The 21568-nt window shown below is 33.5% G+C and carries 18 protein-coding genes and 1 pseudogene; 16 read left to right on the plus strand and 3 right to left on the minus strand.

The window, feature by feature from the left end; all coding sequences use genetic code 11:
- Positions 1 to 436 (plus strand): cell wall-binding repeat-containing protein (locus HMPREF0634_RS08150; protein ID WP_007791134.1); only part of this gene is annotated, 436 nt, incomplete at its 5' end.
- Between the two features lie 171 nt (positions 437 to 607).
- Here the strand turns inward: HMPREF0634_RS08150 and HMPREF0634_RS08155 are convergent.
- Together HMPREF0634_RS08155 and HMPREF0634_RS09425 are read right to left on the minus strand one after the other, a co-directional pair.
- Entirely contained in the window at positions 608 to 1258 is a 651-nt protein-coding gene (locus HMPREF0634_RS08155; RefSeq protein WP_007791051.1) for a response regulator transcription factor, read from the minus strand.
- A gap of 129 nt (positions 1259 to 1387) precedes the next feature.
- A complete protein-coding gene (locus HMPREF0634_RS09425) occupies positions 1388 to 2533 on the minus strand; it encodes a sensor histidine kinase (protein WP_007791009.1) in 1146 nt (381 codons plus the stop codon).
- 275 nt (positions 2534 to 2808) lie between these two features.
- On the opposite strand from HMPREF0634_RS09425, the gene HMPREF0634_RS08165 reads away from it, so the two are divergent.
- From HMPREF0634_RS08165 to HMPREF0634_RS08200, 8 genes are all read left to right on the plus strand, one after another.
- Positions 2809 to 3741, plus strand: coding sequence for an ABC transporter ATP-binding protein (locus tag HMPREF0634_RS08165; protein WP_007791023.1), 933 nt, complete (start codon positions 2809 to 2811; stop codon positions 3739 to 3741).
- Positions 3742 to 3755: 14 nt separating this feature from the next.
- A complete protein-coding gene (locus HMPREF0634_RS08170; RefSeq protein ID WP_040565929.1) occupies positions 3756 to 4874 on the plus strand; it encodes an ABC transporter permease in 1119 nt (372 codons plus the stop codon).
- Positions 4861 to 5973: an ABC transporter permease gene (locus HMPREF0634_RS08175; protein WP_040565930.1), complete on the plus strand. Its 1113-nt coding sequence runs from the start codon at positions 4861 to 4863 to the stop codon at positions 5971 to 5973. The genes HMPREF0634_RS08170 and HMPREF0634_RS08175 overlap by 14 nt, the downstream gene beginning before the upstream one ends.
- Positions 5974 to 6228: 255 nt before the next feature.
- Entirely contained in the window at positions 6229 to 6825 is a 597-nt protein-coding gene (locus HMPREF0634_RS08180; protein ID WP_007791097.1) for an HMA2 domain-containing protein, read from the plus strand.
- 12 nt (positions 6826 to 6837) lie between these two features.
- Positions 6838 to 7215: an HMA2 domain-containing protein gene (locus HMPREF0634_RS08185; RefSeq protein ID WP_007790914.1), complete on the plus strand. Its 378-nt coding sequence runs from the start codon at positions 6838 to 6840 to the stop codon at positions 7213 to 7215.
- Between the two features lie 26 nt (positions 7216 to 7241).
- On the plus strand, positions 7242 to 9443 hold the full coding sequence (locus HMPREF0634_RS08190; protein ID WP_243440526.1) for a heavy metal translocating P-type ATPase: 2202 nt from the start codon (positions 7242 to 7244) through the stop codon (positions 9441 to 9443).
- Between the two features lies 1 nt (position 9444).
- Positions 9445 to 10299: a hypothetical protein gene (locus HMPREF0634_RS08195; RefSeq protein ID WP_040565931.1), complete on the plus strand. Its 855-nt coding sequence runs from the start codon at positions 9445 to 9447 to the stop codon at positions 10297 to 10299.
- 61 nt (positions 10300 to 10360) lie between these two features.
- Positions 10361 to 10633, plus strand: coding sequence for a hypothetical protein (locus HMPREF0634_RS08200; protein ID WP_007791028.1), 273 nt, complete (start codon positions 10361 to 10363; stop codon positions 10631 to 10633).
- Between the two features lie 25 nt (positions 10634 to 10658).
- Here HMPREF0634_RS08200 and HMPREF0634_RS10205 read toward each other — a convergent pair.
- Positions 10659 to 10865: pseudogene (locus HMPREF0634_RS10205) on the minus strand (ISL3 family transposase); the annotation flags it as partial.
- Positions 10866 to 11138: 273 nt separating this feature from the next.
- Between HMPREF0634_RS10205 and HMPREF0634_RS08205 the strand changes: the two are divergent.
- The 7 genes from HMPREF0634_RS08205 to HMPREF0634_RS08235 all read left to right on the plus strand — a co-directional run bounded on the left by HMPREF0634_RS08205 (position 11139) and on the right by HMPREF0634_RS08235 (position 21534).
- Positions 11139 to 13568: a helix-turn-helix domain-containing protein gene (locus HMPREF0634_RS08205; RefSeq protein ID WP_007791005.1), complete on the plus strand. Its 2430-nt coding sequence runs from the start codon at positions 11139 to 11141 to the stop codon at positions 13566 to 13568.
- A gap of 283 nt (positions 13569 to 13851) precedes the next feature.
- Positions 13852 to 14640, plus strand: a complete 789-nt coding sequence (locus HMPREF0634_RS08210) for an Ig-like domain-containing protein (protein ID WP_040565932.1) — start codon at positions 13852 to 13854, stop codon at positions 14638 to 14640.
- A gap of 89 nt (positions 14641 to 14729) precedes the next feature.
- Positions 14730 to 16754, plus strand: a complete 2025-nt coding sequence (locus HMPREF0634_RS08215) for an Ig-like domain-containing protein (protein ID WP_123795863.1) — start codon at positions 14730 to 14732, stop codon at positions 16752 to 16754.
- A 248-nt stretch (positions 16755 to 17002) separates the two neighbouring features.
- A complete protein-coding gene (locus HMPREF0634_RS08220; RefSeq protein WP_165480198.1) occupies positions 17003 to 18472 on the plus strand; it encodes a SpaH/EbpB family LPXTG-anchored major pilin in 1470 nt (489 codons plus the stop codon).
- 243 nt (positions 18473 to 18715) lie between these two features.
- Positions 18716 to 19633 carry a Cna B-type domain-containing protein gene (locus HMPREF0634_RS08225; protein WP_040565933.1) on the plus strand — a complete coding sequence of 306 codons (918 nt, stop codon included), beginning with the start codon at positions 18716 to 18718 and terminating at the stop codon, positions 19631 to 19633.
- A 115-nt stretch (positions 19634 to 19748) separates the two neighbouring features.
- Positions 19749 to 20606, plus strand: a complete 858-nt coding sequence (locus tag HMPREF0634_RS08230) for a class C sortase (RefSeq protein WP_007790913.1) — start codon at positions 19749 to 19751, stop codon at positions 20604 to 20606.
- Positions 20599 to 21534, plus strand: coding sequence for a class C sortase (locus HMPREF0634_RS08235; RefSeq protein ID WP_007791088.1), 936 nt, complete (start codon positions 20599 to 20601; stop codon positions 21532 to 21534). Before HMPREF0634_RS08230 ends, HMPREF0634_RS08235 begins: the two co-directional genes overlap by 8 nt.
- Positions 21535 to 21568 lie beyond the last annotated feature (34 nt).

Raw genomic sequence — 21568 nt, forward strand, 5'->3', positions numbered from 1 at the left:
CTATCCAATCTTACTAGTTAAGAAGAACCTTGTACCAGACCAGGTTGTAAGGGCTATCAAGGACCTAGAAATCAAGAAGACTTATATAGCAGGTGGAACTAACACAATATCTAAGTCTACAGAGGCCAAGCTTCCAGGCGTTTTAGAAAGAATGGCAGGTAAGGACAGGTATGAAACATCAGTAGCCATAGCCAAGTCTAAGTTTAAGGATAGCAGAGAGGCCTTTATAGCATCAGGTGAAGAATTCGCAGATGCCCTAGTTATCTCACCAGTATCTGGTAAGTATAATAGGCCAACATTACTTGCATCAAGAAACAAGAAGACTAATGCTGTAGTTAAGAAGTATATAGAAGAGTCTTACTTGACTAGCATTACAGCTATAGGTGGAGAAAAGTACCTACCAAATAGTATAATGTTAGATTTAGTCGGTAAGTAGAAAATTAAATAATAAATATTATAGAAAACATGATATAAAGACAATATAAAAAGCTCTCCGGGGAATTTCCCTGGAGAGTCTTTTATATTGCATGCTTATTTTTTATAGAATCATTTTTATAAAGAGAAATTAGCCATTTGTTGGCCATATAGACGAGTCACTGGGTTCAACCTAGCTTTTAAGATAATAGATAGCCAATTGGGTCCTGTCTCTTAGGTCTAGTTTTACCAGGATAGAGGAAATATAGTTTCTTACAGTTCCTTCACTTAGGTAGAGTTTACCCGCTATTTCCTTGTTGCTGAGACCATCAGCTATAAGTTCCAGGACATCTATTTCCCTTTCGCTTAGGACCTTAGTTAGGTTTTCTTTTTTGCCTTTTATAGATGATCCTTCAGTATCCTCATCAACTTCCTTGGCAGCAAGGCTAAGACTATCAAAGACCTTATTTCCAAATACATTTTGTCCTGCAAAGGCAGCCCTGATGGCAGGGCAGATATTTTCAAAGTCATCCTTTAGGATGTAGCCAGAGCTACCATATTTTATAGAGTCCTTGATATATTCCTGGTCCAGGAAGGTAGTAAGGAAGATTATTTTAGCATGGGGATAGTCTATTTTTATGTATTTTAGGGCATCGATACCGGTCTTGTCACCTATTCTGATATCAAATAGACAGATATCGGGCTTGTGTTCCTTGTACTTATTGATGGCATCATCATAATTATGGCCTATATCAACCACTTCCATATCACTTTCCGACTCTATGATGGTCTTAAGGGCGAAGCATATCATCTTATCATCATCTATTACTAGTATTCTCATCATATCACCTTTCTATTTCCTAATTAAATCTATTATTATAATCTATAAATCGAATCCTCAAATATAGTATATAAATCTAATCTGCAAGTATTACCTATTAAATAAGACTATAATTATGTTTATAAATCCAGCCTATACATCTAGATGTGAATCCTGACTAATGTTCTTACCTATAGTGGCAAATATCCTGAAACCATCCTCTGTAGATATTTCTACCTTACCACCCAGGTCTTCTATCCTCTTGCTGATAGAGAAGATTCCCATACCACTATCCTTACTAGGAAGCTTAGTACCGTTGTCACTAATCTTTAGATAGCAAGCAGTCTTCATTTCTACCAGGGTTATATTTACAAGGCTAGCATTAGAGTGCTTGCTAACATTTGTTAGGGCTTCCTTGATAATATATAAGATGGAGTACTTGAAGGCCATATCAAAGTCACTAGTTAGACCATATGAGAAGTTAATCCTACAGAAGGTAAATTCATCTATTAGCTTGTCTATTTCAGCTTTCAAATTAATGGATTCGCTTTGGAGGTTATGGAGACTCCTTCTTACTTCAGTCATACCTTCGGATAGGGTGTTCTTGATTTCATTAAGGGCATCTTTCTTGACAGGGTCTTTTTCCACGACCATCATGGCCCCAAGTTGTAGGATAGCCCTTGAGGTCAAGTGGCCCAGGCCATCGTGGATATCCCTAGAAATCCTGTTTCTTTCACTCAGGATGGCATTTTCTATCCTGTTATTTTGGTCAATACTAAGGGACTGGTAGAGCTTTTCTAACTTGTATCTTTCACCCTTAGACCTATGGTAGTAGCTATAGTACTTATTTTCCAGGTCTAAAATATTTACACTATACTTGCCTATGATATACACTAGTCCGCTGATACCTAGGAGAATTACTATATCAGTAGGGGCTAGAGAAGCAAATGGGCCAAGTATAGGTATGGAGACTAGTAGTAATACCTCTTCCAAGGACATCCTTGGCCTATCTATAGAAAAGTATAGGATTAGGGGTATGTATACCAGGCTGTACCTTAAGTCCAGATAGGATGGGATGATCTTAGCTGCATCTAGACCTACAAGTAAGACTAGACAAATATTTACAAGGGCAACCATGTGGTCATACTTGAAAATTATAGTAGAAAGGGCTAGAATTAAGCCTACACAGATAGGAATTATTATATAGACATCAGTTGCCGACCTAAGAGATATAGAAAGGCAACTTATAAACACAAGCAGGCCTATAAAATTTGTCTTTATCCTATATTTTTGATACATACCTATCCCCCTCAGTTAAATATACTTATTTACTAGAATACCATACAAATATTCATAACATAATTATATCAAAAAAAGAATGATAGGGGGGCTTTTAATGGAGAAAGTATAGATAATGACAAATGTAATATAGGATTATGACGGTGAGCACTAAAAAAATACGTAAAGATATGTTAGTATATCAATACTAGTTAAAAGTTTTATGAATAGGTTAAAAGAAAATGGTAAAAGCGAATATGACAATATGAAGATAAATAAATAGAGGAGGAAATATTATGTTAGAGGTTAAGAATGTATTAAAAAGATATGATGATTTGGTTGCCCTAGACAACCTTAGCTTGGATATAAAGAAGGGAGAGGTTTTTGGTCTATTGGGACCCAATGGTTCAGGTAAAACTACCCTTATAAATTGTATCTTATCTTTGAGTAAGTTTGAAAAGGGTGATATAAAAATATTCGACCAGCCTATGTCTGCGGATCGTTACGGTTTAAAGGCTAAAATAGGCTATGTTCCTCAGGAAATAGCTGTCTTTGATGAATTAAGTGTCTATGATAATATAGATTTTTTCTGTGGTCTTTATATCCAGGACAGGGCTACTAGGAAGCAGTATGTAGAGGATGCCATAGAATTTGTTGGTCTAAATGACTTTAGGAAATTTGTACCTAAGAAGCTAAGTGGAGGACTAAAGAGGAGACTAAATTTAGCTTGTGGTTTGGCCCACAAACCTGAGCTTTTAATCCTAGATGAGCCTACAGTTGCAGTGGACCCCCAGAGTAGAAATGCGATCCTAGAGGGGATAATGGACCTTAACAATAAGGGTATGACAGTAATATATACATCCCACTACATGGATGAAGTAGAGCAGATTTGTACAAGAATTTCAATAATAGACAAGGGTAAGCTACTGGCAACAGGGGACAAGTATGAGCTTAAGAAGCTAGTTGGTCTAACAGATACCCTAATACTAAAGGACATAGATATGAAGAACCTAGACCTAAGTCAGTTAGAAAGTATTGAGGGCTTAGGAAAGATAAGCCTAGAGGGGTCTAATCTAAGCATTGGTATCCAAGATAACCTGGCTATGACACATATCTTTGCCTACCTTGAAAATAATGATATCTTCTTTAAGGGTATGGATATAATTTCCCCTAGTCTTAACGATGTATTCTTGGAGATAACTGGCAAGCAGTTAAGAGACGACCTATAAGGAGGGATAAGTATATGTTTGGATTTTTATTTAAATATGTTATAAAGCGTGCAATTTTAAACAAGGAATCCCTTTTTTGGGTCTTGATATTCCCATTTTTCCTATCAACCATATTCGGTATAGTTTTTACTAGAATGGATAATAATACTGAACTCTCACCAATACCAATCATGGTAGAGGACAGGGCCTATAAGGAAATTCTCAACCAAATAGACCTGGACGACAAGAAAATTTTTGACATAAAAGACTACAAAAACCCTGACCAGGCCCTAGAGTCTGGCAAGGTAGAGGCAGTAATTAATGGTGACCTTAGGAAGCCTCAATTAGTTATAAAGAATGATACTGTAAATACAGCCATTGTCCATGGTGTAGTATCACAAATCAACCACATGGGTCTATCAGTTGGTCAACTTATGAAAAACCCTGAAAATAGGTCAAAGATAGAAGCTATATTAAAAGACTTAAGGGGAAATAATGATTTCGAAATTGAAAATGACCTTAATCTTAAAAATAAGTCTGGTATTACTATATATATTTACTCCCTATTAGCTATGATATGCCTGGGGGCATCTACATTTGGTGTAGCAACAGTAGAAGGCTTAAGATTAGATTCAGATATGGATACTTCAAAGAGACTTGGAGCATCACCAATACCAAGGATCAAGCACCTGATTGCCGATTTTGCAGGCTACCTTGTAATTACCAGCCTAAATACTATCCTATTGTATATCTATATCAGGTATGTCATGAACACCGACTTTGCTGGTAGCCAGGCCCAGATAATATTTGGCTTATTGATTGGTAATGTAATGGCCATGGCAATGGGTATGTTTATAGCCCTATCTACAAGGATGGGGACTAATGCAAAGTTTGGTCTTAGTGCAGGTATATATGTATTTTCTACATTCTTAGCTGGTATGATGAATCCTAGTGTGGCCGGCTATATAAGCAATAACATACCTGTATTAAACTATATAAACCCAGCGACTGTCTTGACTAGGATGTTTACAGCCCTATACCTATCAGATAATAGGGTGTACGCCTATTCACTTTTAAATATAGGACTTATAAGCATAGCCCTATTTGCTGGAGGTTATATATTTGCAAGGAGGAACTCATATGACAGTATTTAATACATATTTTAAAATAATGAAAAAAAATGCGAGAATGATGTTTATATATATTGCAATTTTTGTTGCTATGGCCATAGGGATAGCAGCATCAGGAGACCAGGATGTAAAGACAGATATAAATTCCAACATCAGAATCAGTGTTATAAATATGGATCATGATAACCAGAGAAGTCAAGGCCTAAAGGACTATCTAGAGTCAAATTTTAAGCCAATTAAGATTATGTCTGATGATAGGTCAATAAGAGAAAACCTATTGTCATCATATGTAGACTATGTGCTTAAGATAGGCAAGGACGGAAAACTTAAGTACTATGTAAGCAAAGACCAGGGTAAGTCCTTTATGGTCAACCAAAAGGCTATGGAATATTTAAAGACCTACGACCTTATGGACAAGTACAGGTTTGAGGGTATGGCCAAGCCAGAAGAAATACTTAAAGAAAAGATAGAGGTTAGCTATATCGGCCAGTCAAGGGCTAAAAGGGATATAAAACAAAACATGTATGCCTACTACAATGTCAGCTCCTACGTGGTATTTATAATCCTAATGCTAGGTGCATTTACAGGCCAGTATAGCTTTAACTCAAAAAAGATAAGTGACAGGATTAGGGTGTCGAAGGTTTCTCCAAGAAAGATTAGCTTGAATGTATTTTATAGCTCACTTTCCTTTGTAGCCCTTGTTTGGGCCATATTCTTTGTTACAGCACTGGCATCCTTTAGGACAAATATGTTCACATCCTATGGAAGGGACTTTGTTTTTGCTAGTATCCTATACTTGCTGCCAACATCAGCCATGGCCTTCCTATTTGCCAATGTAACAAAAAGCCCTGCTGTAAATAACGGTCTTTCCAATATGCTGGGTCTCCTGTTTTCGTTTGTATCAGGTATATTTATACCACTCAAATATATACCTTCATATATTGAAATGTTGGCCATAGTATCGCCTATGTACTGGAATAACAAAATATATTCAGCCATATTAGATTCATCTTCTAGTAGTAAGGGTATAATGGTATATGTATTTATACAAATATTGATAGGTCTTGCTTGCCTATTTGTAGGCCTAGTCCTAAAGAATAAAAATGTGGAAAGTAAGGCTTAATAGTGGTATAATTAAGGCAAGTGAAATATATAAACAATATCAATTGTTCAGTGATGACGACTGAATAAAACCAAGGTCCTGCTTAGAATATAAATTACTAATTGAGAATAAAGAGTATTGAAAAATCAATAAAAAAATTAAAAATACCCTTGCAATTGATAACTAAAGATGGTATAGTAATAGCATCGTTAAAATAGATATCAAGAGTTATGCAGAATTATGTGACTTATATAAAGGTAAAATGGAGGTAGACATATGTTACTAGGTAGGAGACGTGCTTTATGGGTAAGTGCTTTACTAATAATGAATGCGTTCAACAGGAAGAACAGGGACAAGGATATGGCTGGTGGAAATGATGGAAATAACCTAAAATTACCATCTTTCAAAAATGCCCTGGAAGTCAAGAGTTCTATACCAGGCAGGGTTAGGTTTTATGCCCCTGTATTGGTAGGAAATATTGAAGTAGCCAACCACTTTGTTGACCAGATAAGCAAGATAGAAGTTATCAAGTCTTGCAGGGTTAACACGCTTACAGGAACTATAGTAATGGAGTATGACCATCAGCAGTTAGACCCACAGACACTAGAGGGTGCAGTTATCAAACTTCTTGGTGTGGACAGGTCAATTGATGAAGGCAGGGTTTCTGAAGTTAAGAAGTTTTCTGAAAAAGTATTCGCAGCAGTTAACAATGGTTTATATGATTTCACGAATGGACTATTAGATGTAAAGTCTTTGGCGAGTTTGTCACTTTTGGTGGCAGCTATATTTGACCGTAGACGTTATGGTGGAGGTAGGATGCCTGGATACCCTACACTATGTTGGTGGAGTACGAGGCTGTTCTTACAAAAGTAATAGGAGGTAGTAATGTTTAATTTTAAAGCATCTATTCTAAGTATGCTTTTCAAGTTCGAGGTTGTATCAGACATTCCAGGACGATTGAGAATAAAGGTAAACAACTATAAGAAGATACCAAAAGATGCCGTAAACTTCCAGAGCCAGGCTATGGAGGCTGTGAAGAGGCTTGATGGTGTTAAAACAGTAAAGTTTAACTTTGTTATTGGTACAGTTCTGATAGAGTATGATACTGATAAGGTTGATTCAAAGACCGTAGTTAATTGGTTAAATACGATTAAGAAGTTGGCCCTGGACAATATGAATTTGATAAACAGTTTAGAAGGCAAGGATGAAGAAGAAGTTATAGATATACTATTTAACATCCTAGACACCAATGCATCTAAATAACGAAAGGAGTGGGTTATTTGATTCAAATGGGTAATAGGACATTCTCTTTAAAGGGAAAGATTGTTTCGAATATAGAAGGACGTATAAGGATTAAGTATTCAGGTTTGAAGTACATTCAGGACCTGTATTCTGACCTTATAGATGAGGTTGGATCCTTGTACTATGTTGAATATGTAGCTGTGAATTCTGTTACAGAGACTGTCTTAATAAAGTATAATAATGATGCAAAGATTGATTCAGGGGAGATTGTAGAGACTGTAGACTATATAATGCAGAAGTTCTCCCTGGATATATATAAAAATTATATAGAAGCAAGAAATAATGAAATGAATAATAAGTATGATGGGGAAGAAATGTCATCAAGGAAGCTGATAGCCAGGTTATTGGTAAATGGTAGCGTAATATTGGCTACTAGGTTCTTAGGTGGGGCAAATAGTCCACTGATAAACCAACCTAGGTATGATAAGTTTACTACCTTGCCAGCTATTACGAGTTTGGCACTGACATCTCCATTGTTTAGGTCTGCCTGGGATGGTATGGTTGAGGACAAGAGGCCAAATGCAGATGCCTTGACAATTATGTCAATAGTAGCCAGTCTAATGTTGGGTAACAGCATATCTGCCTTGACTATCATAGCCTTGTCAGATATAGCAGAATTTATGACAGCCTATACGGTTGAGCGTACTAGAAACTCCATTAAGAACCTTTTGAGTGTTGAACAGGATACAACTTGGAAAGTTCTTGAAGATGGAAGCCTAGAGAAGTGTGGTGTAGACAAGCTAGTCAAGGAAGACCTGGTAGTTACTCATACAGGTGAAAAGATTTGTGTCGATGGTGAAGTAATAGACGGTGAAGCCATAGTCGACCTTAGTTCTGTATCTGGTGAATATATGCCGGTTATCAAGAAAAAGGGAGACAAGGTCTTCGCAGGAGGTCTGATTAAAAATGGTACTATAACAGTTAAGGCTGAAAAAGTAGGGGATGATACTGTAATTTCCAGGATTATAGACTTGGTTGAAAATAGTGCAACCCAGCAGGCTCCAATACAGAAGTATGCTGACAAGTTCTCTAATTACCTGGTACCATTGAACCTATTACTTTGTGGTGTGGTTTATGCTGCAACTAGGTCGACAACTAAGGCCTTGAATATGTTGGTTATAGACTACTCATGTGGTATCAAGCTTTCGACAGCAACAGCCTTTTCAGCATCTATCAATACATCAGTTAAGAATGGTGTCTTGATAAAGGGTGGTGCCTTTATAGAACAGTTGAGTATGACTGACACAGTTGTATTCGACAAGACAGGTACTATTACAGAAGGTAAGCCTAGGATAAGGGACATTTATATAGAAGAAGGAAGTAGCTATACAGAAAAAGACCTGGTTAGCTATGCCTGTGCAGCAGAAGAAACTTCATCTCACCCACTATCATACTGTGTACTAGAATATGGTAAGCTTTTGGGTGTACAGATTCCTAAGCATGGTCCTATAGAGACCGTAGTAGCCAGGGGTACATCTACAGAGGTCGATGGTAAGCTGGTACGTGCGGGTAACCTTAAGTTTATGACAGAGAATGGCATAGAGCCATCTAGTCAGGCTATAGAATTTGCTATGGGTTCTACTCCAATCTTTGTATCATATGGGGATGAATTTATAGGTGTTCTAGGAGCATTTGACAAGCCTAGAAAAAATATAAAGAGAGCTATCAATATGATGCGTTCTAATGGTATAAATGAAGTTGTTATCTTGACTGGTGACATGGGCAAGCAGGCCCAGGAAGTAGCAGCCAAGGTAAATGCAGATAGCTTTAGGGCAGAGCTTTTACCAGAAGACAAGGCCAATGAAATATTAAAAATGAAGTCAGAGGGTACAGGTGTTATAATGGTTGGAGATGGTATCAATGACGCTCCGGCCCTATCATATGCCAATGTAGGTATATCATTAGGTAGCAAGTCTACTGATGTGGCTATGGAGACATCTGACCTGGTAATACATTCAGATGACCCTATAATGATTCCGAGGGTTATTGACCTATCTCACAAGACTATGGAGATAGTAAAACAGAACTTTGCCCTGGTAGCAGGTATAAATACTGTGGGTCTAGTTCTGGGAGCAACCAGCAACATATCTGTATTCTGGAGTGCTGTAATGCACAATATGAGTACAATTTTGGTAGTTGGTAACTCATGTAGATTATTGTTCCACAAGTCTTTAAGAGGAGGAATGTAAGATGGCCAAGTATTGTCCTGAGAAGAATATAGAAGTTGATGTGGTTTTCTCTGTATCAGGTAGACTGAGAATGAGGGTTGTAAAAGAACCTAATAATCCACTAGAAATACTAAGTAAGTTAAAAGAAAAAACTAAGATAAATGTAGGCAGGTATACTGGACCTACAAAGACTTTTGTTCTGGAGTATGACAAGGATCTTACAGACTTAAACGAGTTAATACTTACATTTTGTGGCCTATACTCCAGGGACATAAAGGAGAACCAGATAAAATTAAACTACAAGTTATCCAACAAGCATGCCATGGGATATAGTTCCCTTGTATCCCTAGCCTTTATAATAATAGACTTAGGTATGAACTTTATGGGACTAGGAGGAGGACCAAATGCTAGTGATGATGCCCCAGGTTTTGGTATGAGATCAGGCCAGGGACAAGGTATTGGTGGTCGTATGTTTGGTAATATGAATACCTATAGGAATTTCGTAAGATGGGGAGCCCTTGTGACTACTACTGGAGCTATATTTGAGCACGGTTATAAGGAGTTAAATGAAAAGGGAGCCTTTGACCCAGAAGTTATGTCAATTATGTACTTGATTAGGTCAATGAACAGGGGAACAGTTGTGAATGATGAAACTAATGTAGGCTTGTATTCACCAGCTATTGCCTGGTTACTGACATTTGGCCGTCATATATTGACAAGGCAGGAGAGGTCTATAATAATTGATATATTTGAAGATGAAAATGGTGAAATAAAGGTAGTAGAGGAAGAAAGTAAGTCATTTTTCTTTAACAAGTTTATCAGTTCATGCTTTGACGTATATCAAAATGTGAACTTTAGAAGAGGTTTTATGAGATAGGTTTAGTATTAATCCTAAATTAATACATTATATATTTTTAACATTAAAGGAGGATTTTGATATGATGTTTAGATTCCGTAATAGAGGGGATGTTTTGAAGGGTGTTGCAATCGGCGTAGGTGTATGTGCTATAGGTTATGTGGCATATAAGAAGAATGAAGAAGCAGTTAATGCTTTCTTAAATGACCATGGTTTCAATATTGAAGGTAATACAGGTTCAGACTACTATTCAATGTCACTAGAAAAGTTGATGGAAACTAAGGAAACTATAGAAGATATTATAGCTGAAAAGGACCTATCAGGTGTTACAATAGTTTCAACTGAAGACAAGTAAAAATTCAACTTAATATATTATATAATTATAGGGCAACATCCATAGCAAACTTATAGCTATGGATGTTGCCCTTTTGTATCTTATACCTTTCCATAAGCATTATCTTTGACTTAAAATTCTTAAAACTTCTCTATATATAAAATATTCTATTAACAACTTTTGTTTTAGTGTTTTTATATTCTTCCATTGCATTCATATAGTTATATTTCAAAGAATTTACTATATATTTTTTAAAAAACTAAATATTTTATATGCGATTTAGAATGTTGATATTTCAACGGTTTTAACATGTAAAATACATAGTTACATATCAGTATATAATGAGTTTCATACTGATATGTAGGATTTAGTTAATGGAAATTATATTCAATTCATGTTATACTCTGTATTAAAGTGGGAATGGGTTCATAAAAACATCTTTGGTCATTATGTTTAAGGGTACAAAGATTATGTGAGGAAATTTTTGGTGTAAAAAATATTAAGGTTAAAGTGGAAGAGGATGAGGATGAGGATGATAGGATTTAGGGAGAAAATAGTATCAAGGCTTATTAATACAGATGACATACCATTTTCTATGACTCTTACGAGTTATAAAGCTAACAATTATTCAATAAATGGTAAAAACTATAAGCTTTTATTAGTGGTAGATGGGGAAATAGAATTTTTATATAATTCTAGTGAAAAAAAATTAATTAAGAATCAATTTGTAATTTTAAATCCTAATAAAATATTTGGAATAAATAAGCTGACGCAAAATAATTTGATTTTAGAAATTGATTTAGATTATGATTTCGTATTGAAGAGTAGTTACAATCCAATATCATTTTTGGTGAATTTAGATGGAACAGAAAATGAGAAAGAAAATGAAAAGATAGTTTATTTAGTGAAGAAACTATTTTATTATTACACGACAGATTTAGGAGTGTCAGCTCAAAAATGTATACTAGTACTTACAGATATGGTAGATATCTTATATGCATATTTTTTAGGGGAATCAAATGAACAAAATCAAATTAATAATTTAATTAGTACTAAGCTTATAGAAATCATGGAAAAAATATTTCAAAATAGAGATTTTGATTACAAATTAGGAGAAATTGCTGATGAATTAAATTTGAAAGCATCAAATATATCAAAATTATTTAAACCCATATTTGGATATGGGTTCTCTGAATGCCATAGAATGGCTAGAATAAATAAGTCTATAGAACTTGTATATTCTACAGAGTACAGTATTTTGGAAATTGCTAATATAGTTGGGTTCTTAAATTCAAAGTCGCTGAATAAAAATTTTAAAGAGTATGTAGGAGTGCCTCCAAACAGATATAGAAGACAGATACAAGAGTTAGATGATAACTTTAAGTATAACAGTATATCTAGTATTCTAGAATCAGAAAGCATTTCAGAGATATATAAGTATTATGAGAATACAGACATATTTTCAAAGAAACCAGTGAATGTAGAATATACAAATACTTTTGATGTGAATGTAAATAGTGAACCACTGATATATGAAAGTGTAGTTGATAAAATAATTGATATTAGTATCTTTGAAGATAATTGGATGGAGTATATGTCTGAAATTAGTACAAATTTAAGGTATAAAAATATGAAGATAAATTTGTTTTTTGATGACTCGGGTATGTATTTAATCAAAGATATTAATAAAAAAGAACACTTAGATCCTTACAGAAGGGAGCGTATTACTCATTGGGTTGAGTCTTTGGGGATTTACTGTAGGATAGGAATAGAAATACCTAAAGAGTGTGTAGATGGAATATATTTATATAAATATGAGAATCAGGATGTGGAAAATGCATACTCTAGATTAGAGGAGTTTTTTGAACATTTAAAATTATTGATTCCATCATCTGATTTAAAGAATTGGTCATTTGAGTTAGATATGCCTTGGGTCTGGATGATATCCAGAAACCACAAAAATTATAGAAAATACAAGTCTATATATAGATGTATATATAAATTGGTTGCACGGAACTTTCAAGAATCAGAAATAGGAGTATATCTAGGTGACATAGATGTAGTAAAATCGAAACATTATCTAAGTAATATAGAAGATATAATAATTGATGAATTTAAGCCAAACTTTTTTTCTTTTGATATATTGGATGAAAGATTATTCAATAAAAATATCACAGCTGCCAATACAAGAATAAAAAATTTGGAGTATATAAAGAAAGTCATGGAATTTATTGAAGAATTAGAAAAAAAATATAGCTTTAAGTCTGAAAAATATGTATCTAGGATGCTGATATATTATGAGTGGAATTCTATACCGAAAATATACTGGGAATCTATATGTGCATTGAATCTGATAAATAGATTTTTGGTGGCACAGAAAGAACAAATTTTAATAGCTAGTATCTACTACTATGATGAAAGATATAAAGATAAAAAAACTTTATATGATAATCTTGATAAATATATTCAAAAAAAATCTTTAAGTAATCCGATTGGTACAAAAAATACTACTTATTATCTAAGCGAGATACTGTCTAGCATGTATAGAAAATGTATATATAGTGGAGATGGCTTAATTGCCACATATATAGATGAGAATAAGTATAATTTTTTGATATATCAGGATTTGGAGATGTGTAAAGATTATGTAGTTGCAAAAGATAAAATCAAAAAAGAAATCTTTTTGAACAAAAAATATAAAATTAATATAAAAGGTTTAAACGGGAAATATAGAATAGTTACAAAAATTTTGCATTCAAGAGAAAATACATTTTTATATGAATGGAAGAAGATGGGGGCTCCAGAACATATAGGTAAAGATGACAAGGAGTATCTACAAATGAAAACTATACCTGAGAGGCATGTAGAAATAGTACAAATATATGGAGATTTTGAAAAAAGTATAGAACTTGATATATTTGAGATTGCACATATAGAAATTAATAAAATTTTATAAAATATTTGGGTATGATAGCCTGATTTTTAAAATATAATAGTATGCATAACTACTTTTAGTACTTTTTTTATAAAAGTGGACAAGGATTTGGTACTTTTTTTATAAAAAAAGTAAAATAAAGTGTATAAAAAATGATAAAAAAGATATCTTTTAAAAAAAGGGGTTAAAAAATATAATTATTTTCATTTAAAGAGGCTTTTAATAATGCTATAATCTATACAATGATAAAATTAAAGTTTACGAAAGATACTATATAGACTATATCAGGAAGGTGGATAAAGCAATGACCAAGAAGAGAATAAGTTTTTTGTTTGTCATGATTTTGGTAATTAGTATTTTCCTTAATCATTCATACGCTGACGTGCTTCATGGATTAGTAAATGAAATGCAGAGTAATGTTGTTAATATGGTGGGTGATGGAGAACAAAAAGATTTGCAAAAAGACTCTAAAGATAAAAGAATCAAGACTGTCAATATAGAAAGCTATCAATTTGTAGATAGGAAACAAGCTTTGGTAGAGGATATATCATACTTAGATGATTTTTATATTAATATAAACTGGTCAATATCAAGAGAGCAAGGAATAGAAAAGGATAGTCATTTTGATGTAATACTATCTGATAAGCTAGATTATGGTTATGAATTGGAAAAAACTAGCCATATAATAGCAAGTGACACTAAGCATAGTGTAGGAAGTGCAAAAATACTTACCAATGAAAATGGTAAGAAGGTTATACGTATCAGTATTGAGCAAGCAAATAGGTCGGAAATAAAAGGACAGTTGTATTTGAAGGCACGTTTCAAAACAAGACCTCATTCTGCAAAGCAGACGATACCGATTACATTGGGTGATGAAACAAAATATTCAGATATTTATATTAGAGAATTGTTAAACGTAAAAACTAATGATAAGTCAACTGAAAGTAAAAATAAATCAGATGATAAAAATGGAATAGGTAATAGTAATTCAGAGTTGGAGAAGAAAACAAAAAAGAAAGCACAGAAAAAAAAGATGGCAAATTTGAAGGCGAGGAATCTAGTGAAGAAAATCCTGAAAAAAATAAAAAGTTGAGGGGTAAAAAAGATGAAAGAAGACCCCCTCTTAATGCGGTAAATACCGTGATTACACACTTTTCTATTACTGATCAGGATGGCAATCCTGTGACCGAACTGGCGAAGTATAAAAAGTTCAAATTAAAAATTAGCTGGGATGCAAGTAGTTATGGGGCCGGTAATTTGAAGGCTGGCGATTATTTTGAAATAAAATTACCAGACAAGATGAAATTCCCGACCAATCATAATGCCTGCAATTTCCAAATAAAAAATGAAGAGGGTAAGGTAGTTGCAAATGCTGTGGTATCACCAAATGATCCCGAAGTGGGTGGAGGTAAAGTTAGGGTTACATTCACTGATTTTGTTGAAAACAATAATAATATTAAGGGAACAATGTTTTTAGCAGCAGAATTTATAATTCATAAGGTGATAATAAATGAAAAAAATAAATTTTCTATCACTGTAGGATCTAAGTTATATGAAACAGATATAATGATAACAAATCCTAAACCATCTTTAGATATATTAAAAAAATATGGATATACTCCTAAGGAAAATAGCAATGTTCTTGCAGGATGGAATGTTAGAATAAATTATGAACAGTCAAATCTTAAAAATGCTAAATTTACAGATAAACTAAATGACAAAAGACAGAAATATATAGAAAAACAATATGGAGATAAGTATTCGTTTTTTTTAAAATATGTAAAGTTGAATGCTACGGGCGACCAAGTAGCTAAAGTATATAAGACATATAATTTTGATGATTTGATAAGTGGTAAAGATGGATATAAATTGACAATTAGTCCTGATAAAAATTCATTTAAGCTCACTCTTGGCAATATAGGTCGTAAGCAGTTCGTTCTAACATACTTTACTACATACAAGGAAGGGTCTACACTGACAAATAAGGCTACCTTGACTCATGGAGAAGATCAAATAGGTGTCTCATACTCATATAAATCTTCAGAATCTGGTGGTCAAGCAGAAGGAGAATTGAATAATAAGATTAAGATAATAAAACTTGATAAGGATGATGGTAGAATAACCCTTGCTGGGGCTAAATTTAAGATTATTAAACTTAAAAATAATGGTGAGGAATTTATAGGAGAATTTATTACTAATGATTTTGGTGAGATAGAATCTCCTGTTTTAGTGGCTGGAAAGTATAGGTTAATAGAGCTAGAACCACCAAAGGACTATGACATAGAAAAAAAAGTGCATGAAGTTGAGGTGAAAAATGGTCAGGCGACAATAGTTACAATCACAAATAAAAAAAATAAATTAGACCTACCTATAACAAAACTTTGGTACGATTCTGAGGGCAGAGAAATAACAACAGATGAGGAATTAGCAAAGTTGCCTAAGGAAGTTAAAATTAAGTTATACAGAAAGATTAATGGTGGAAATGAAGAAGTCGTTAAGATTAATGGCCAAGATTATGTGACTGTAGAGAGAGATGAATTAAATAGATGGATGTATAAGTATAGAGGTTTGCCAGCATATAAGTTGTTACCTTCTGGGGAAAAAAAGTATTATACATATCGTATAGAGGAAGTTCCACTACCAGGATATGAAAATATAGAGGTGTCAAATCAAAAGTTAACACTAACTGGAGGGTTAAATTATCATACACAGAGGTTGGAAATAAAGAATAGGCAGAATAAATATACTTTCAAGATCTTTAAGAAAGATATGGAAGGTGGGAATATTGATTCTGGAGCAAAATTTCAGTTATATAAGGCCAATATAGACCAAAATGGAAATATAACTAAAGGTGATCCTATAGAAGATGAAAAGGAAGTGACATCCCAGGGAATATCTTATGAGAATCTGGTAAAAGGTGTATATATTCTTTCTGAGACAAAGGCACCTATTGGGTACACTAAGTTGCTCAATGATGTAGTATTAGAGATAAATAAATCAGGCAAGTTGGTATTGAGAGAACCTAACAATATGGTGAAACTGGAAAATGATGGCAATGGTCAGAATAATATATTTATGATAAATATACAGAATCGAAAAGCTGAATATCCAGCTACTGGTGGTATTGGTTCGCCTATCGTTATAGTGATGGGACTGATATTGATATTAGCAGGATTATTGGTGCGAAGGCGATTAAATTGTGGCTAGGAGTGTGTTTCCTAGGATTGTTTATAATATTAGAGTTGATATTTCAAATCATAATAGGTGTATAAATTCAAATTTACAATTTTATAAGTTTGAATGATATATATTTTAAAAAAATTTACAAGTGAAGGGAGTTATTTTATGAAAAAAATAGGTAAGTTTTTAATTTTTTAATTGCATTTGCCTTGATAGTAATGGCTTTTGTGCCATTTCAAAGGGTCGATGCAGTATATGACCCAGGATATGACATTGTGGTTACAAAAATGTTGGTGAAGGATATTTCACAGTGGGCTACAGGCGGAACTTTAGTGACTGATGGAGAAAATGCAGGATACCGTAGAGGTCTAGATTCAAATACATACTATACAGGTGGTAAGATGACAGATCAAGAATTGACCAAGTACTTTGGTCAGAATAAGGTTCTGAAAGGCGTATATTTTGAGCTTCGTAAGGATACCAAAAATGGTACTATAGTGAAAGAAGGTCTTACAGATGACAATGGTCAAATCTTTTTTAAAGGGCTTCAAAAGGGCACATATTGGTTAGTTGAAAACAAGGAAAAATCAAAACTTAAAGATAGCGATAAGAAACAGCTTGCCGGTGTGGCAGCAGTACCTATGGAAATAAAGCTACCAGTATATAAGAAAGATGGTAGCACATTCACTACTATGGATAGTAATAATGCTTTGCATGTGTATCCTAAGAATACTATTGATGAACCTTCAATAGAAAAGAAGGTTAATGAAAATGATATGAAGGACACAGAACTTATAGGTCAAGAAAAAAACTATAAAATCACATCTATAATGCCTGAGGGTATTGAAGATTATAAAAGGCTTGAATTTACGGATAAATTGAGCAAGGGATTGACGTATGCAGGTGGTTTTAATCTGAAAGTTCATAGAGGTGGCACTGAATTACCGGCTATTAATGGTAAATATGATTCAAATATTCCTGCTGAAGGTACAAAAAATGCTACTATTAATGTTAAGTTTAAGCCTGAAGGTATAAAGCTACTTAAAAAGGGTGACAAAATAGTAATTAAGTATAAGGCTAAAATAAATGAAGATGCAATCTTAGGTGGAGCAAATGACAACGAAGTAACTCTAACATATGGTACAAATCCATCTGAACTAAAAGAAAAGAAACCAGAAAAGCCAGAAATACATACAGGTGGTAAAAGGTTTAAAAAGACAGGTGAAAATGGAGCAGCCTTAGCTAAGGCTAAGTTCCTTATCTACAATACTGACCAGACTAAAGTGTTAAAACAGACAAAGAATGCTGGTGGTAAGGTAGTAAAAAATGAATGGGTAGCCAAGGCTACTGTAGATGGAAAGACTGCTAAAGAGATTACTGACGGTAATTTAGCTACTGTATTCGAATCAAATAACAATGGTGAATTTGAAGTTGTGGGACTTCCATATGGAAAGGTTAATCAGCCAGCTGCTAGTGCAGATTCTACTACATATTACTACAAGGAAATTGAGGCACCAGCGGGATATGCCTTACTACCTGGCAGTGCAGAATTCCAAGTAAATGCTACATCTTATTATAAGGATCCTACTCAGATTAATCTTGTTCCTGCGGATCCTAAGGTAATAAATAATAACAAGATTACAATTCCACAGACAGGTGGTATTGGTTCTGTAATAGTAGTAGTAGGTGGTGTCCTTCTAGTAGGTATGGGTATCTTCTTGAAGAGAAGATTCTCACAACAGTAATCAATTAATTTAAAAATTTAAAATATATTTTTGTGTACTAATATATTCTAATATTAAAAAATAATAAATGTACACTGATTATGATATTGTTTTTACACATTTTTTCTATTTAATATCTTGATATAATGAAGAGGGCGAATTTCGCCCCTTCAATAAATTGCTGAATAAATTCAGCAATTTATTGAAGATAGATAATAAATTATATATATTAAATTGTTTAAAATATATGAAGGAGGTTTCTTGATGAATAAAAGGAGATGTTTGTCACTAGTGCTTGCTTTTTCTTTATTACTGTGTTTTTTAATTAACATAGGTGGAGCTAGTAAGGCTGAGGACTTGGGTTCTGCCAATATAGTGACATTGGTGAATATAGATAATGGTAACGGTGGTTCTAGTGTTCAGCCTGTCAAGGGTATTGTATATGGTTTGATACGAGTAAAAGAAGGCTTGATTGATGATAATAATGAAAAAACAAAGTTACTAGAGGATTTGTCAAATCTATCTTTAGAGCAATTGGAAAAAAAGTATGAAAAATTTGGGAATTTGTTGCTAGCTGATCCTAGTGATTCACAAGGGCGTACTGAAATTAAGTCTATGAAACTAGGTGAATACTATGTAGTTGACATACGAAAAGAAAATGGAAAGTGGGTCAAGGCATCTAGTGTGGCACCATTTATAATGAGGGTGACTAGGGGTTCAAGTATTACGATATATGCAAAATCAAATCAACCTAATGATGGTAAGAAAATACGTGTAAAAAAGAAGTGGGTCGGTGGTAAGCTTAACAAGGTAGATATTTACTTATATGCTGATGGAAAGAAAATAAATGAAGTTGAGTTGAGTGAAAGTAATAGTTGGCAATACACTTTCAATAATTTAAATAAAGTCAATTCTGAAGGTAAGGAAATCAAATATACGATTGGGGAAGGTTTAACAGAAGGGTATACATCTAAGATTGAGATAGATAAAGAGGGTGTATATACAGTGACGAATACAAAAAAAGATAATAAAATAATAGGTAATACAAGAGAGAATGGTTCGACAGGAAGAAAAGGTGGAAGTATTATTAAAACTGGCGATTGGTTAATTTATTTTATAGTAGGCCTAGGATTGATTCTGATGGCAGTGGGTTATAGAGTTTATAGAAAAGCGTATAAATAGGTAAGAGTATTTTATAGGGGGCTTTTTTCAGGAATTCATTTTTATTAGATTGGAGTTACTGAAATGGAGTCGCCCTATTTTGGTCTAATTTATAAGTTATAAGGGGTTAAATATTATGAAAAAAAATAAACGTAAGAAAGGTAAATTACTGAATAGAATTATAAATACTGTGATAATTATAGGTGTATTGACAATGTTATATCCATTTATAAGTCAATTATACTATAGTCAACTGTCCAAGCAGAATACAGATGATTTTGATAAAATTGCAAGTACTCTTGAACCATACGAAATTAAAGAAAGAATAAGATTAGCTACAGCTTATAACGATTCCTTGAAAGGTGGGGTAACAACAGATCCTTATGTAAAAAAGAGGTTAGAGGAAGGCAGGACAGAATATGCTAGAATGTTGGAAGTTCATGAGAAAATAGGTCATGTACTGATACCTAAGATAGGTGAAGACCTACCTATATATGCAGGAACAGCTGAATCTGTTTTACAAAAAGGTGTTGGTCATTTAGAAGGTTCATCTTTACCAATAGGTGGTTCATCTACACATTCAGTATTGACAGCTCATTCTGGCTTGCCAAAAAATAGATTGTTTACTGATTTAAAAAAATTAAAAATAGGAGATAACTTTTATATTACAAATATTCAAAAATGCATAGCATATAAAGTAGATCAGATTAAGGTTGTGGAGCCGACTCATTTTGAAGATATGCAAATTTCTATAGGGCGTGATTATGTAACACTTTTGACATGTACGCCATATATGGTAAATTCTCATAGGTTGCTGATTAGAGGTCATAGGATACCATATTCTCCTAAAATGGAGGAAAAAGAGAAGAATATCATGTCGAATACCTTATTTGTATATGCAATAATAATATTAGCAATTTTATTATTAATAATTATATTACTTGTTAGAAACTCTAGAAAAAAGAGGAAGAAAAAGGAGGTTAAGTGTGAGTAGAACAGATAAAAATATGCGCACAAGAAGCTCAAGAAAAAAAATTATGAAGAAAAGAAAAAATAAATTCACTTTTGATAAAAAGGGGTTAGTTTTCTTTTTTAAAAACTATTTATGGATGATTATTATCGGGTTAGGAATACTTGTAGTCTTATATCCTTTTGTGAGTCAACAGTACTATAAATATATATCCAAACAAGAGGTAGAAAAGTTTGATTCTGATAAAAGTAAATTTGTACCAGAAGAAATAAATAGAAAAATTGCTCTAGCTGAGGCCTATAATCAAAGTTTAAGGCTTGATAAAATAGTTGACCCTTTTAATGATAAAAAACTAAAAGAGGGAAGACTTGAGTATGCGAGAATGCTTGAAGTTCGTGAAATGATAGGTCATATTGAAATTCCTAGAATTGGACAAAAATTAGTAATAAAGGCTGGAACATCACCATCAGTATTACAAGAATGTGCTGGTCACATGGAAGGGACAAGTCTGCCAGTTGGTGGAAAGGGTACTCATGCAGTGATTACAGCTCATAGGGGGCTACCATCTGCGAAGTTATTTACCGACCTAAACAGGGTTAGGGTCGGAGATGTGTTTTTTATTACTAATATAAAGGAAAAACTTGCATATAAGGTTGACAAGATTCAAACTGTAGAACCAAATGATTTTGAACCGATAAAGATAAATTTGAAAAACGAATATATAAGTTTACTTACATGTACACCTTATATGATAAATTCACACAGGCTAATAGTAAGAGGACACAGAATACCATTAAATGAGAGTAAAAAGATAGAGGAAGAAACACTTAAAGATAACTATTTTAGAAATATTGTATTTACTATAATAGCTATTTTGTTCTTGATTTTAGTGTTGCTTGTAATCATTAAATTCTACAATAGAAAGAAAAAAGTAAAAATAAGTAGAGGTTAGATTAGAAACAAATTGTATATGAAATAAGTAAAAT

Source organism: Peptostreptococcus stomatis DSM 17678 (genome assembly GCF_000147675.1).
GTDB lineage: Bacteria > Bacillota > Clostridia > Peptostreptococcales > Peptostreptococcaceae > Peptostreptococcus > Peptostreptococcus stomatis.